We start from the raw sequence: 14111 nt of genomic DNA, 5'->3' as shown, positions 1-14111 counted from the left end.
CTACCCCAGTCGCTCCAGCTGCATGGCCGCCCAGATCAGCCAGACCGCGCTGAACACGGTCGCCGCGATGCCCAGCACCAGCGCCCACAGCGCCATCTCGCGGTTCTCGATCGGCCGCCGCAGGCACATGACGGCGGCGATCACGGCGACGATCGCGACCGGGATGCCCCAGCCGACGAACATCGACCCGGCGAGCGCCACGATCGCGGCGAACAGCGCCCACGGGGCCAGGCGGGCATCGTCGATGGGGTCGGGCTCGGGTTCTGGTTCCCACTGCTCCGGGACGAACGCCTGCGCGTCGGCATCCGGGCCACTGATCACCGGCTCGACGTTGAGCGGACCGGTGGGCAGGTGTGCGTAGTCCCTGTCCGCGCCTGGAACGGACGCGCCCGCCGCCGGCGTCTCCATCTCGGGAGAGACGCGGTCCAGGCGCGGTTCGTTCTCGCTCATGCGGGATCCACCTGGATCTCGGTCACCGGCAGCGTCGAGTCGGCGCCGAAGGCGAGAGTCGAGGGGCCGCGCCCCTGCGCGATCAGCTCGGCCGCGAGGGCGGCGATCATCGCGCCATTGTCGGTGCACAGCGACAGCGGCGGGATACGGACGGTCACCCCGGCTGCGGCGGCCCGCTCGAGGGCGACGTCGCGCAGCCGCCGGTTGGCGATCACGCCGCCGCCGAGCAGCAGGCGCGGCACACCCAGGTCGGCACAGGCGGCGAGCGCCTTGGTCACGAGCACGTCGACGACGGCCTCGCGGAAGCTCGCCGCGACATCGGCCGTCGGCACCGGAGTGCCCTCGGCCTCGGCGCGTTCGACCCAGCGGGCGACCGCGGTCTTCAGCCCCGAAAACGAGAAGTCGTAGCGGTGCTTGGCCATGTCGGATGCCTTCGACAGCCCCCGGGGGAAGCGGATCGCCTTCGGGTCGCCGTCGAGGGCGGCCTTGTCGATCTGCGGACCGCCGGGGTAGGGCAGGCCCAACAGGCGGGCGACCTTGTCGAAGGCTTCGCCGGCGGCATCGTCGACGGTCTCACCCAGCAGTTCGACGTCGCCGGTGAGGTCGCGCACGTGCAGCAGCGCGGTGTGTCCGCCCGAGACGAGCAGGGCGATGGTGGGGTATTCGAGCGGGTCGGCGTCGGGGTCGAGGATGTCGGCGGCGATGTGTCCGACCAGATGGTTCACCGCGTACAGCGGCTTGTCGAGCGCGACCGCGAGACCCTTGGCCGCACCGACACCGACCATGAGCGCGCCGGCCAGCCCCGGGCCGCTGGTGACCGCGACGGCGTCGAGGTCTTCGAGCCGAACCTGCGCCTCGGCGAGGGCCCGGTCGATCGACGGCTGCAACGCCTCGAGGTGGGCGCGGGCGGCGACCTCGGGCACGACGCCGCCGTAGCGGGCGTGCTCGTCCATGCTCGACGCGATCGTGTTCGACAGCAGCGTGCGGCCGCGGACGATGCCGATGCCGGTCTCGTCGCAGCTCGTCTCGATGCCGAGCACCAGGGGTTCGCTCATGCCTGTTCTTTCTGTGGGACGGCGGGCTGCTGCCACGCGCGCAGATCGAGTCGCATCACGATCGCGTCGACGTCGTCGGGCTGGTAGTAGCGGGGGCGGCGGCCGAGTTCCGCGAAGCCCTCGGAGAGGTAGAGCCCCTCGGCACCGGGGTTATCCGCGCGCACTTCGAGGAACATCTCGCGGGCGCCGCGGTCGACGGCCGTCTGCAGCAGGGCGCGCAACAGCGACCGGCCGCGGCCGGCGCCGCGGTAGGCCGGGTCGAGTGCGATGGTCTGGATGTCGGCATCCGATCCGCCCTGCAGGGCGCGCACCCCGCCGTAGCCGATGACGGCGCCGTCGACCTCGTCGACGAGGTACACGTTGTGCGTGCTGCGCAGTTCGGCGGCCATGGTGTCGCTGCTCCACGCGTCGGTGGGGAACGAGCTGTGCTCGAGCGCCATGATCGCGTCGAGGTCGGCGATGCTCGCCACGCGGAGCGTCATCCGCTCACCCGCTTGGGTGCGCCGGGCTGCACGACGTCCGGGTGGCGCAGGTAGAGCGGTTCGGCGTCGGTGAGCGCGCGTCCGGCGGTGAGGGCGGCAAGGCCCACGCGGGCGAGGTCGGCGGCAGAGAGCGCGGTGGCCTCGACGACAGGAAGCTCGAGTGCGGTGCCCTGTCGTTCGAGGCGAGTGGGTGCGGTGAGGTTGGGGATGCCGTCGGCATCCGTCCCGTCGAACTCGCTGACCGCGATCTCGCGGCGTCGGGCGTCGGTGACGACCGCGAAGCGCGTCTGGCCAGCTTCGAGCGCGGCGTGCGCGACGGCGAAGTGGCTGGGCACGGGGATGACGGGGATGCCGCGACCGAGCGCGAACGCCTGGGCGGCGGCGATGCCGATGCGCAGCCCCGTGAACGGGCCGGGGCCCATGCCGGCGACGACATGTGTGATGCCGGGCGTGACGACGCGGGCGAGCAGATCGCCGATCACCTCGGCGTGACCGAGTGCGTCGGGGCTGGCTGCCTCGGCGACGAGGCGCCCGTCAGCGTCGATGACGGCGACGGCGGTTCCGAGCGAGGTGTCGACAGCGAGGATCACCCTACCAGGGTAGTCGCGCCCGCCCCCACGCTCCCTGAGCGGGGCCGCACCCTTCGTCTCGTCGCTGCGCTCCTCGCTCAGGGACCGAAACGGGATAGGTCCCTGAGCGAGCGCAGCGAGACGAAGGGCGCCACAAGTTGGGTCCCTGAGCCTGTCGAAGGGCCCGGCGTGGGTAGGTCCCTGAGCGAGCGCAGCGAGACGAAGGGCGCGCGTCAGCGCTGAACGCGCGTGATGGTCACCACGCGCGGAGCATCCGCATCGAGATCCTCATCCGCGAGATCCGTGTCGCCCGCACCGATGGGACGCTCGAGCTCGATGTCCCACCACGCGTCGGCGAGGGCATCCGCCATCGGCCGCCCCCACTCCACGACGACGACCGAGTGGTCGAGGTCGAGGTCGAGGTCGTCGAGCTCGGCGGCAGAGCCAAGCCGGTACGCGTCCACATGCACGAGCGGGGCACGGCCCACGAGCGAGGGATGCGTGCGCGCGATGACGAACGTCGGACTCTGCACCGGGCCTCGCACGCCCAGCCCTTCGGCGAGCCCCCGTGTGAACGTTGTCTTGCCGGCGCCGAGCGGGCCGGTCAACACGACCAGCTCCCCCGCCACCAGGCTCGCGCCGATACGGTGCCCGAGCGCTTCCATCTCGTCGGCGGTCGCGATCTCGCGGCGACCGAGCAGGTCGGCGTCCAGGCTCATGACACGCTCCGGCGGGGCACCCGGTTTCCGATGCGGGTGACGATCTCGTAGTTGATGGTGTCTGCGGCATCCGCCCAGTCGGTCGCCGACGGCATCCCCAGCGTCGGGTCGCCGAACAGGATCACCTCGTCACCGACGGCGACATCCTGATCGCCCACGTCGACGACGAACTGGTCCATCGCGATGCGACCGGCGACGGTGTGGCGCCGCCCGCCGATGAGCACGGGACCGCGACCGGATGCCTGGCGCGGCACACCATCGGCATAGCCGAGGGGAACCAGCGCGAGCGTGCGCTCGCCGTCGGTGCGGTGCGCGTACCCGTACGAGACTCCGGTGCCTTCCGGCACCCGACGCACGGCGGCGACGGCGCCCCGCAGCGTCATCGCCGGGCGCAGCCCGAGGTCGGCCGAGGTGCGGTCGTCGAACGGCGACAGCCCGTACAGGCCGACGCCGACGCGCACGGCGTCGAGGCGAGTCTCGGGCAGGTCGATCGCGGCGGCGGTGGCGGCCAGGTGGCGGATCTCGGGGTGGATGCCGAAGGATTCCGCGGCGGCCACGCCGTCGAGGAACAGGGCGAGCGCGGCGCGGTCGTCGTCGGGGCTCGTGTTGGAGAGGTGGCTGAACAGCCCGATCACGCGGATGCGGCCGATGCGTTCCAGACGTGCGGCCTCGGCCAGCACGTGCGGCCAGTCGCCGGGAGCGATGCCGTTGCGCGAGAGACCCGTCTCGAATTTGAGGTGCACGCCGACGGGGGTGGTGCCGGATGCCGCGTCCGCCGCCGCGAGCAACTGATCGAGCGACGAGATGCCGAGCTCGATGCCGGCCTCCGCTGCGTCGTGGAAACGCTGGCCGGGTTCGTGCAGCCAGGCCAGGAGCGGCGCGTGGATGCCGAGACGCCGCAGATCGAGCGCTTCGGGCACGGTGGCGACGCCCAGGCGGCTCGCGCCTCCGCCGAGGGTGGCGACGGCGGCATCCGCCGCACCGTGTCCGTAGGCGTTGGCCTTGACGACGCCGATGACGTCGACGCCGGTGAGCCGGCGCAGATGGCGGGTGTTGTCGGCGATCGCGTCGAGGTCGATGGTCGCTTCGCGGAACGGAGCCGTCACGCGGTACCTCCTTCCGCGACGACGTAGGCGGCGGCGAGGCCGGCGTCGTGCGTGAGGGAGAGGTGCAGGGCAGTGATGCCACGGTCGGCGACGACCTGCGCGGTCGACCCGCTCAGCACGAAGTGCGGGCGCCCGGAGGGTTCGGAGGCGATCTCGATGTCGGTCCAGTACACGCCGTCGCTGCCGCCGAGCGCCTTGATCAGCGCTTCTTTCGCGGCGTAGCGGGCGGCGAGCGAACGCAGACGCCGGGTCTGCTCGGATGCCGTGAACAACCGCTCCATCAGCCGGGGGGTGCGCGTCATGCTGCGCTCGAACCGCGCGATGTCGACGAGGTCGATGCCGGTTCCGATGATCACCGGATCAGCCTACTCGCCGGCATCCCCACTCCCTGATCCCCGCGCCCTGTTCCCCGCCCCTGATCCTGCCCATCGCCGAGACCCCGCCTTATCGCCGAGACCCCGCCCTGCGGGCGTCCACCCGACGAGGTGTGGACGGCAGGACGGGGTCTCGGCGGTGGTGGGTGCGTGCGTCAGATCACTCGACGGTGACGGACTTCGCGAGGTTGCGCGGCTGGTCGACGTCGAGGCCCTTCGCGGTCGCGAGAGCCATGGCGAAGATCTGCAGCGGCACGACGGCGAGCACCGGCTCGAACATCGCGCCGGCGAGCGGGATGTGGATGACCTCGTCGGCGTAGGGCAGCACAGCGGCGTCGCCCTCTTCAGCGACGACGATCACGCGGGCACCGCGGGCGCGGATCTCCTGGATGTTGGAGACGACCTTCGAGTGCACGAGCGCCGAGTGACGCGGCGACGGCACGAGCACGAAGACCGGCTGGCCAGGCTCGATCAGCGCGATCGGACCGTGCTTGAGCTCGCCGGCGGCGAAGCCCTCCGCGTGGATGTACGAGATCTCCTTGAGCTTGAGCGCACCCTCGAGCGCGATCGGGTAGCCCACGTGACGGCCGAGGAAGAGCACCGAACGGGTGTCGGCCATCCAGCGCGCAAGCTGGGCGACGTGCTCCTGCTCCTCGTTCAGCACGCGTGCGATCTTGTCGGGCAGCGCCTGCAGTTCGGCGACGTCGGTGCTGGCATCCGCCACCGTGCCCCGCACGCGACCCATGTGCAGGCCGAGCAGCAGCAGCGCGGTGATCTGCGCCGAGAATGCCTTGGTCGAGGCGACGGCGACCTCGGGGCCGGCGTGCGTGTAGACGACGGCATCCGATTCGCGCGGAATCGTCGCGCCCTGGGTGTTGCAGATCGACAGGGTGCGCGCGCCGCGCTCACGGGCGTACTTGACGGCCATGAGGGTGTCCATGGTCTCGCCCGACTGGCTGATCGAGACGACGAGCGTGTCGTCGCCGATCACCGGGTCGCGGTAGCGGAACTCGTGGGCCAGCTCGACATCGACGGGCACGCGTGCCCACTGCTCGATGGCGTACTTGCCGACCAGGGCCGCGTACGATGCGGTGCCGCAGGCGGTGATGATGACGCGGTTGATGCCGACGAACAGGTCGTCGAGGCCGTCGAGCTCGGGGATGACGACCTGGCCGTCCTGCAGGCGTCCGCGGATCGTGTTGGCGATCGCTTCAGGCTGCTCGGAAACCTCCTTGGCCATGAAGCTCGACCAACCGCCCTTGTCGGCGGCGGCGGCGTCCCACGAGACCTCGAACGGCTCGGGCTCGACGGGGGTGCCGGCGAAGTCGGTGACGGTGACGGCATCCGGGGTGATCGAGACGATCTGGTCCTGACCGATCGCGAGCGCGTTGCGGGTGTGCTCGACGAAGGCGGCGACGTCGGATCCGAGGAAGTTCTCTCCCTCGCCCAGGCCGATGACCAGGGGCGAGTTGCGGCGCGCGCCGACGACGAGGCCGGGCTGGTCCTGGTGCAGGGCGAGAAGCGTGAAGGCGCCCTCGAGGCGGTTCACGACATTGCGGAACGCCTTCTCGAGATCGCCCGTCTCGCGGTACTCGCGACCGAGCAGCGCTGCGGCCACCTCGGTGTCGGTCTCGCTGAGGAACGCAACGCCGTCGGCGAGCAGTTCGTCACGCAGAACCGCGAAGTTCTCGATGATGCCGTTGTGGATGACGGCCAGCTTGTCGTCGTCAGCCAGGTGCGGGTGGGCGTTCTCGTCCGTCGGGCCACCGTGGGTCGCCCACCGGGTGTGGCCGATACCGGTGCTGCCGGCAGCGAGGGTCGCGTCGCCGAGCGAGTCGCGCAGCACGCTGAGCTTGCCGGCCTTCTTTCGCATGCCGAGGTCACCGGACTCGTCGATGACGGCGATGCCTGCCGAGTCGTATCCGCGGTATTCCAGGCGCGCGAGACCTGCGAGCAGGATGTCCTGGCTGGGCCGCGGGCCCACGTATCCGACGATTCCACACATAGCGTCAAGGGTAAACGGCAGAATTTGAGAGGGACCCGAACGAACTTCCGGCCGCGTACGCGAGCCCTACTCAGAGCTTGCGCAGCAGCACGCTCTCGACGGCATGATCGGCGCCCTTGCGCAGCACCAGGGTGGCACGGTGCCGAGTGGGCAGCACGTTCTCGAGCAGGTTGGGCATGTTGATCTCGTTCCAGTACCCCAGCGCGGTCGTCACCGCCTCGTCGTCGGTCAGGTGCGCGAACACGTTGAAGTACGACGAGGGGTTGCTGAACGCGCTCTTGCGCAAGGCCAGGAACCGGTCGATGTACCAGCTGGTGATGTGCTCGGCCTCGGCGTCGACATAGATCGAGAAGTCGAAGAGATCGCTCACCGCGACGTCGTTCGGTGCGGGCGGAGGCTGCAGCACGTTCAGGCCCTCGACGATGACGACGTCCGGCCGCCGCACGACGACGTGCGCGTCGGGCACGATGTCGTAGCGCATGTGCGAGTAGAAGGGTGCCCGCACCTCGGGGGCGCCGCTCTTGACCTCGGTGAGGAAGGACAGCAGGGCACGCCGATCGTACGACTCGGGGAAGCCCTTGCGATCCATGAGCCCGCGGCGCTCGAGCTCGGCGTTCGGGTAGAGGAAGCCGTCGGTGGTGACCAGCTCGACGCGCGGCGTGCCGGGCCAGCGGCTCATCAGCTCGCGCAGCAGGCGGGCGATCGTCGATTTCCCCACGGCGACCGAGCCTGCGACGCCGACGACGAACGGGGTCGTCGTGTCGTCTTCGCGCAGGAAGTCGCTGGTCGCCGCGCCGAGACGTTTGGTCGCGGTTGCGTAGAGCGAGAGCAGCCGACTCAGCGGCAGGTACACCTCGCGCACCTCGGTGAGGTCGAGCCTGTCACCGATGCCGCGGATCTCGACGACCTCTGTCTCGCTGAGGGGCTGGTCGAGGTCGGCCGCCAACCGTGCCCAGTCGGCTCGGTCGATCTCCCGGTACGGGGACAGCGGCAGGTTCGGGGCGGCGGCGGTCACGTGACCATGCTAGCGACGTGCCGGAACCCCGAGCGGAGTAGTGTCGTCCCGTGCGTCTGGGAGTCCTCGACATCGGTTCGAACACGGTCCATCTGTTGGCAGCCGACGTGCGCCCGGGCGGTCGGCCGCTCGCGTCGACGAGCGACAGGACGGTCGTGCGCCTGATGCGGTTCCTGGATGCCGATGGCGCGATCTCCGAAGACGGCGTGCGAGCGCTGGTGGATGCCGTGACGCGGGCGCGGGAGATCGCGGCGGTCGAACAGGTCGACGCCTTGCTCGCCACGGCGACGAGCGCCGTGCGCGAGGCCGCGAACGGCGCCGACGTGATCGCCCGTATCGAGGCGGCACTCGGTCAGGAACTGCGCGTGCTCGACGGCGACACCGAAGCGCGGTTGACGTTCCTCGCGGTGCGCCGGTGGTTCGGGTGGTCGGCCGGGCGGCTGCTGCTGCTCGACATCGGCGGCGGCTCGTTCGAGTTCGCCGCCGGCGCCGACGAACTGCCCGACATCGCCGCCTCCGTGCCGCTCGGCGCCGGGCGTATGACGGTGCAGTTCCTTCCCGACGACCCGCCCGGAGAGCCGGCCGTCGCCCGGTTGCGCGCACACGCCGAAGCGGTCATCGCCCCGGTCGCCGCGCAACTGGCATCCCTCCCCCGCCCCGATCACGTGGTCGGTTCGTCCAAGGCGATCCGGTCGCTGGCTCGGCTGGTCGGTTACCCGGTGCCCGGATGGTCGGGGATCGATCGGATGCTGCTCCCCCGCGACGCGCTCGGCTCGTGGATCCCCCGACTGGCACGCATCCCGGCCTCCGCCCGTCAGGAACTGCCCGGCATCACGGCTGATCGCACCTTTCAGATCGTGGCTGCGGCGGTCAGCCTGCACACGGCGATGACGGTCCTGGATCTGCCCGAGCTCGAGGTGTCGCCGTGGGCGCTCCGCGAGGGCGTGCTGCTGCGCTACATCGAGACGCTCGGCGCTCCGGTGGAGGATGCCCCCGGTCAATGATCGCGCGGACGCGGCACGACGAAGCCGGCGTCAGCGAGATCGGTGAGCACCGTGGAGATCTGTTGGGCGGCATCCCCGTCGGGCGGCGGCCCTACCTGCGCGATGACGCTCTCGACGACCTCGTCGAGGTCGTAGGCGCCATCGGAGACCGCGCGCAGCACGGCGGGCGCGATGCCCTCGAGGATGCGCAGGGTGCGCCCGGAGAGAGCGACCATGACGTCGTCGTAGTCGACGACGTCCGCCATCGCGGTCGCGCCGTTGGCGTCGATGATGTCGACGACCCTCGCCGTCCACGACTCCGGCTCCGGTCCCGGCCGCAGCAACTCCTCGACGACGCCGACGACGTCGCTCGCCTCGGCGTATCGCACACGGCGCAGCCCGCCGATGCGATCGCAGAGTCGGGCCAGGGCGGTGACGGTGCCCGGCAGCTCGGCGAGGAAGCTCGCCTGGCCCACCAGCGCGGTCACCCCGTCGACGAAATGCAGGTGCTCGATGATCGGCGCGTCGAGCGTCTCATCCCGCTCGATCAGCACGATCGCGGCGAGGGTGAGTTCGTGGTCGGGGAGATCCCTGAGCCCGGCCGCCGCCGGGGAGATCTGCTCCTTGGGCATCCCCGGACGCACCACCGACAAGGGCTTGCGGTAGGGGTAAACGGTGAGATCGTCATCGATCCCGATTGATTCGTCGGACACGTAGCCGTGACCTCGGGCGAGGGCACGGCTGAGCGTCGTCTTCCCCCGTCCAGAGGGGCCGACGAAGGTGAGAACGCGACCGTCTTCTCGGGCGATGCCGCACGCATGCAGCAGCAACGCGCGACCGCGTTCGTGCTCGAGGGCTTCGAGCGTCACCGCGCCGGACAGCGCCTCCAGAAAACGGTCGGCGTCCGGCGCCTGGTCATAGACCAGCACCCGGTCGGGCACGGCATCCGACGCGGCGAGCGCACCGGACCACGCCTCGCGGACGCGATCGACGAGGGCGGGTGGGATGCCGGGGCCGAAATCGACGGCAACCGTGGCGCGCAACGCAGAGAGGGTCAGACGCGACGAGCTCATGCCCCTCCACCTCTTCCCGGCCTGCCGGACCATCCCGATCTCGATCAACCTACTACAGCGCGACTTCGTAACGAGGTGTAGTCCACATGGGGGACATGGGGATAGACTCAGCCCGGGCCTTCGTCTGGGGACGGAGGTGAAGACACGCATCGTCTGGGGACGGTGTAGGGCATCTCTGCTGGGGTAGAGGTGCAGGGGTAACAAATGCTCATCCTCTGGGGAGGGAATGTGGCTATTTCTGGGGACCTTGTCCTGCATGGGTTGCAGGGCAGGACGGTTCGGGCTACCCGAACGGCGGCCGCCGCCGCACCGACGCACACCGGTCGCTGGCAGCGCGGATACGCGCGTCGCCTCGCGGTGACCGACACGCTGATCGTGGTCGCCACGGTCTTCGGGGCACAGCTCCTGCGCTTCGGCCAGTCGAGCGCCGACCTCCACATCCCCGGCGTCTCCGGCGCCGGCTTCGACCTCGCGTACACGGTCGTCTCGACCCTCGTCGCCATCGGGTGGCTGGCCGCGCTGCGTCTGCACGGCACCCGTCACGAGAAGCGGGTCGGCAGCGGCTGGGAAGAGTACCGGCGGGTGCTCGACGCCAGCCTGCGCGTGTTCGGCGCGGTCGCGATCCTCGCCTTCCTGCTCAGCGTCGAGGTGGCGCGCGGCTACCTGCTGCTGGCGATGCCTCTCGGCGTGCTGCTGCTCGTGGCGAGCCGCTGGAGCTGGCGTCAGTGGCTCGGACACCAGCGCGCGCAGGGCCGGTTCCTCGCGCGAGCGGTGCTGGTCGGCGAGCACGCGAAGACGCTGCACGTCGCTCAGGAACTGCAGCGCGACCGCTCCGCCGGCATCGTCGTCACCGGAGCGATCACCGAGCGCACCGGTGGCGTGCTCATGCCGGGCGTACCGCTCATCGGCTCGCTCGACGACATCCTCGGCGGCGTGGCCCGCGTCGAGGCCGACTCGGTCGTGTACAGCGGATCCGACCTGATCTCCCCCGCCAAGCTGCGCCAGTTCGGCTGGGACCTCCAGTCCCGGAACATCGACCTCGTCGTGGCCGCCGCGCTGACGGACGTCGCCGGCCCCCGCATCCACGCGCAGCCGGTCGCCGGACTGTCGCTCATCCACGTCGACCCGCCCGAGTTCACGGGCGCACGCTACGTCACCAAACGCGCCTTCGACATCGTCGTCTCGGCACTCGCCCTTCTCGTGCTGAGCCCCGTCTTGGCCGTCATCGGCCTGATGGTGCGTGCGGACGGCGGGCCGGCGATGTTCCACCAGTCCCGGGTGGGGCTCGACGGACGCGCGTTCACGATGTTCAAGTTCCGCTCCATGGTCACCGACGCCGAGGCCCGGCTGCCCGAGCTGCTGACCGGTTCGGACGGCAACGGCATGCTGTTCAAGATGCGGCAGGACCCCCGGGTCACCCGCATCGGTGCGGTGCTCCGCCGCCTCAGCCTCGATGAGCTGCCCCAGCTGATCAACGTGCTGCGCGGGGACATGTCCCTCGTCGGACCGCGCCCACCCCTGCGCAGCGAAGTCGAGATGTACGAGCACTGGGCACACCGGCGGATGCTGGTCAAGCCCGGCATCACGGGCCTGTGGCAGGTGAGCGGGCGCTCCGACCTGTCGTGGGAGGACAGCATCCGCCTCGACCTCTACTACGTCGAGAACTGGTCGCTCGCGAGCGACACCGTCATCATGTGGCGCACGTTCCGCGCAGTGCTGCAGCGCCACGGCGCGTACTGACCCGTACCATCCGTTCACCCCGGCGTCGACTCCTCGCCACGTCGGCGACCGCGCACGCGCCTCGAACACCGTGCGGATGCGCAAGGATGAGCATGTCGTCGTCGGCGGGGGAAGGAAGCGTGTCGTGAGACTCTCGGTGATCGGGTGCGGATACCTCGGAGCTGTGCACGCCGCGGCGATGGCGTCGATCGGTCACGACGTGGTCGGGATCGACACGGATGCCGAGAAGATCGCGGCCTTGTCTCGCGGGGAGGCACCGTTCTTCGAACCAGGGCTCTCGGAGCTGCTCGCGGAAGGCGTCGCTTCCGGGCGGCTGAGCTTCACCACCGATATCGCGGCGGCCGCCGGTGCACGCGTGCACTTCGTGGGCGTGGGCACCCCGCAGCAGCAGAGTGGCCACGCCGCCGACCTCACGCATGTGCACGCGGCCTTCGACTCGTTGCTGCCGCACTTGCACGCCGGCGACGTCGTCGCCGGCAAGTCGACGGTGCCCGTCGGCACGGCCGCCACCTTGACAGACGCCGTTGCCGCGACCGGAGCGACCCTCGTGTGGAACCCCGAGTTTCTGCGTGAGGGCTGGGCCGTGCAGGACACCATCGATCCGGACAGGCTGGTGGCCGGGGTACCGACAGGCCCTGCCGGCGTGCAGGCCGCGGAGGTGCTGCGCGAGGTCTACCACCCGGCCGTCGCCAAGGGCACGCCCTTCATCGTGACCGACTACGCGACCGCCGAATTGGTGAAGGTCGCCGCCAACGCATTCCTCGCGACGAAGATCTCGTTCATCAATGCGATGGCCGAGATCGCCGAGGTGACCGGCGCGGATGTCACCCAGCTCGCCGACGCGATCGGACACGACGTGCGCATCGGTCGGCGTTTTCTCGGCGCCGGGATCGGGTTCGGCGGCGGATGCCTGCCGAAGGACATCCGGGCGTTCGCCGCCCGGGCAGAGGAGCTCGGGCGCGGAGAGTCTGTGACATTCCTGCGCGAGGTCGATGCGATCAACCTGCGCCGTCGCGACCGTGCCGTGCAGTTGGTCATCGACGGACTGGGCGGGAGCGTGTTCGGCAAGAGAGTCGCCGTGCTGGGCGCCGCGTTCAAGCCGCACAGCGACGACGTGCGCGATTCACCCGCCCTCGACGCGGCGGTGCGCCTGCACGGTCTCGGTGCCGAGGTCGTTGTCACCGACCCGCAGGCCATCGAGAACGCCCGGCGGATGCATCCCCAGCTGACATACGTCGCGGAGCGTGACGAGACGCTGCGCGGCGCGGATGCCGTGCTGCTGGTCACCGAGTGGGACGAGTACCGACGCGAGCTCTCACCCGAGCATGCGGCGTCGCTGACCCGTGGCCGCGTCATCGTCGACGGCCGCAACTCCTACGATGCCGCGACCTGGCGCGCCGCAGGCTGGACGTACCTCGGCATGGGGCGGCCATAGTGCCGGGGCTACTCGTACACGAGTGGATCGAGCGTTCGGGTGGAGCGGAGCAGGTGCTCGCGGCGATGGGACGAGCGTTCCCCGATGCCGGCATTCAATGCCTGTGGGACGATGCGCCGGGGCGGTTCCCCGCGCATCGGGTGCACGAGACCTGGATGGCGCGCACTCCTCTGCGGCGGCACAAGGCACTGGCACTGCCGTTCTCGGTGCCGACCTGGCGCTCACTGCGCCCCGGGGTCGAATACGACTGGATGCTGATCGGCTCGTACGCCTTCTCGCATCATGCTCGCCTGTCGCGCCGCGATGTGCCCAAGTACGTCTACGCCCACACGCCGGCGCGGTACATCTGGAACCCCGAGCTCGACTCACGAGGGGCAGGGGCAGCGGTGCGGGCGGTCTCGCCGCTGTTCCGACGGATCGACCGGCAGCGGGCGCAGGAGGCGACGGCGATCGCCGCGAACAGCGCGTTCGTGCGGGAGCGTATCCGTCGCGCGTGGGATCGGGATGCCGAGGTGATCCATCCGCCTGTCGCAGTCGAGCGCATCCGCGCGCAGGCGGACTGGCGTTCGCAGGTGTCGGGTGACGAGCAGCGGGTGCTCGAGGGATTGCCAGAGACCTATGTGCTCGGCACCTCACGCTTCGTGCCCTACAAGCACCTCGATCGGGTGATCGAGGCGGCGGCCGTGGCGGGCATCCCCGCGGTGATCGCCGGCAGCGGGCCTGAAGAAGCGCAGCTGCGCGCGGTGGCCGCCGAGCTCGGCACCCCCGTCACGTTCGTGATCTCCCCGTCGGATGCGCTCCTTTACGCCCTCATGCAGCAGGCATCCGTGTTCGTGTTCCCCCCTGTCGAGGACTTCGGCATCGTGCCGGTCGAGGCGCAAGCCGCAGGCACGCCGGTCGTGACCGGGCCGGTGGGAGGCCAGGTCGAGTCCTACGTCGACGGTGTGAGCGGCGTCACCGCGGAGTCGACGGATGCCGCGGCGCTGGCCAGGGCGATCGAACGCGCGATCTCCCTGGCGCCCTTCAACGGCGCGGCGACGACCGCGGCGTTCAGCGAAGACGTGTTCGCGTCGAAGATCAGGGGGTTCGTCGGCCGATGATTCCA

At 70.3% G+C, this 14111-nt stretch carries 14 protein-coding genes; 4 read left to right on the top strand and 10 right to left on the bottom strand.

The window, feature by feature from the left end:
- The 9 genes from WDU93_RS03555 to coaA all read right to left on the bottom strand — a co-directional run bounded on the left by WDU93_RS03555 (position 1) and on the right by coaA (position 7775).
- On the bottom strand, positions 1-450 hold the full coding sequence (locus tag WDU93_RS03555; RefSeq protein ID WP_337317552.1) for a hypothetical protein: 450 nt from the start codon (positions 448-450) through the stop codon (positions 1-3).
- Entirely contained in the window at positions 447-1505 is a 1059-nt protein-coding gene (gene tsaD, locus WDU93_RS03550) for a tRNA (adenosine(37)-N6)-threonylcarbamoyltransferase complex transferase subunit TsaD (RefSeq protein ID WP_337317549.1), read from the bottom strand. The genes WDU93_RS03555 and tsaD overlap by 4 nt, the downstream gene beginning before the upstream one ends.
- The gene (rimI, locus tag WDU93_RS03545; protein WP_337317546.1) at positions 1502-1987 is read right to left on the bottom strand and encodes a ribosomal protein S18-alanine N-acetyltransferase; all 486 of its coding nucleotides are present in this window, start codon (positions 1985-1987) and stop codon (positions 1502-1504) included. The genes tsaD and rimI overlap by 4 nt, the downstream gene beginning before the upstream one ends.
- On the bottom strand, positions 1984-2577 hold the full coding sequence (tsaB, locus tag WDU93_RS03540; protein ID WP_337317543.1) for a tRNA (adenosine(37)-N6)-threonylcarbamoyltransferase complex dimerization subunit type 1 TsaB: 594 nt from the start codon (positions 2575-2577) through the stop codon (positions 1984-1986). Before tsaB ends, rimI begins: the two co-directional genes overlap by 4 nt.
- A gap of 212 nt (positions 2578-2789) precedes the next feature.
- Complete coding sequence (tsaE, locus tag WDU93_RS03535; protein ID WP_337317541.1) at positions 2790-3275, bottom strand: tRNA (adenosine(37)-N6)-threonylcarbamoyltransferase complex ATPase subunit type 1 TsaE; 486 nt, start codon at positions 3273-3275, stop codon at positions 2790-2792.
- The gene (gene alr / locus WDU93_RS03530; RefSeq protein WP_337317538.1) at positions 3272-4381 is read right to left on the bottom strand and encodes an alanine racemase; all 1110 of its coding nucleotides are present in this window, start codon (positions 4379-4381) and stop codon (positions 3272-3274) included. The genes tsaE and alr overlap by 4 nt, the downstream gene beginning before the upstream one ends.
- Positions 4378-4737, bottom strand: coding sequence for a holo-ACP synthase (locus WDU93_RS03525; protein WP_337317535.1), 360 nt, complete (start codon positions 4735-4737; stop codon positions 4378-4380). The genes alr and WDU93_RS03525 overlap by 4 nt, the downstream gene beginning before the upstream one ends.
- 178 nt (positions 4738-4915) lie before the next feature.
- Positions 4916-6760 (bottom strand): glutamine--fructose-6-phosphate transaminase (isomerizing), encoded by a 1845-nt coding sequence (gene glmS / locus WDU93_RS03520; RefSeq protein WP_337317532.1) that lies wholly within the window; start codon positions 6758-6760, stop codon positions 4916-4918.
- 70 nt (positions 6761-6830) lie between these two features.
- On the bottom strand, positions 6831-7775 hold the full coding sequence (gene coaA, locus WDU93_RS03515; RefSeq protein WP_337317531.1) for a type I pantothenate kinase: 945 nt from the start codon (positions 7773-7775) through the stop codon (positions 6831-6833).
- 50 nt (positions 7776-7825) lie between these two features.
- Here coaA and WDU93_RS03510 point away from each other — a divergent pair, with 50 nt between their 5' ends.
- On the top strand, positions 7826-8779 hold the full coding sequence (locus WDU93_RS03510) for a Ppx/GppA phosphatase family protein (RefSeq protein WP_337317528.1): 954 nt from the start codon (positions 7826-7828) through the stop codon (positions 8777-8779).
- Here the strand turns inward: WDU93_RS03510 and WDU93_RS03505 are convergent.
- Complete coding sequence (locus tag WDU93_RS03505) at positions 8773-9831, bottom strand: P-loop NTPase family protein (protein WP_337317526.1); 1059 nt, start codon at positions 9829-9831, stop codon at positions 8773-8775. The genes WDU93_RS03510 and WDU93_RS03505 overlap by 7 nt on opposite strands.
- Positions 9832-10188: 357 nt before the next feature.
- Between WDU93_RS03505 and WDU93_RS03500 the strand changes: the two genes are divergently transcribed.
- From WDU93_RS03500 to WDU93_RS03490, 3 genes are all read left to right on the top strand, one after another.
- Complete coding sequence (locus tag WDU93_RS03500; protein WP_337317524.1) at positions 10189-11571, top strand: sugar transferase; 1383 nt, start codon at positions 10189-10191, stop codon at positions 11569-11571.
- A gap of 124 nt (positions 11572-11695) precedes the next feature.
- A complete protein-coding gene (locus WDU93_RS03495) occupies positions 11696-13006 on the top strand; it encodes a UDP-glucose dehydrogenase family protein (RefSeq protein ID WP_337317522.1) in 1311 nt (436 codons plus the stop codon).
- Positions 13006-14106 carry a glycosyltransferase gene (locus WDU93_RS03490; RefSeq protein ID WP_337317520.1) on the top strand — a complete coding sequence of 367 codons (1101 nt, stop codon included), beginning with the start codon at positions 13006-13008 and terminating at the stop codon, positions 14104-14106. Before WDU93_RS03495 ends, WDU93_RS03490 begins: the two co-directional genes overlap by 1 nt.
- Positions 14107-14111: the final 5 nt, after the last annotated feature.

The organism is Microbacterium istanbulense, from assembly GCF_037204145.1.
Lineage (GTDB): Bacteria > Actinomycetota > Actinomycetes > Actinomycetales > Microbacteriaceae > Microbacterium > Microbacterium istanbulense.
The sequence above is the reverse complement of the archived record's forward strand: the minus strand, read 5'-3'. Positions and strand labels throughout refer to the sequence as shown.

Bases quoted from the DNA above. Each gene is read 5' to 3' on its own strand.
- rimI (WP_337317546.1), bottom strand. From the start codon at position 1,987: ATGACGCTCCGCGTGGCGAGCATCGCCGACCTCGACGCGATCATGGCG.
- WDU93_RS03505 (WP_337317526.1), bottom strand. From the start codon at position 9,831: ATGAGCTCGTCGCGTCTGACCCTCTCTGCGTTGCGCGCCACGGTTGCC.
- tsaE (WP_337317541.1), bottom strand. From the start codon at position 3,275: ATGAGCCTGGACGCCGACCTGCTCGGTCGCCGCGAGATCGCGACCGCC.
- glmS (WP_337317532.1), bottom strand. From the start codon at position 6,760: ATGTGTGGAATCGTCGGATACGTGGGCCCGCGGCCCAGCCAGGACATC.
- WDU93_RS03555 (WP_337317552.1), bottom strand. From the start codon at position 450: ATGAGCGAGAACGAACCGCGCCTGGACCGCGTCTCTCCCGAGATGGAG.
- tsaD (WP_337317549.1), bottom strand. From the start codon at position 1,505: ATGAGCGAACCCCTGGTGCTCGGCATCGAGACGAGCTGCGACGAGACC.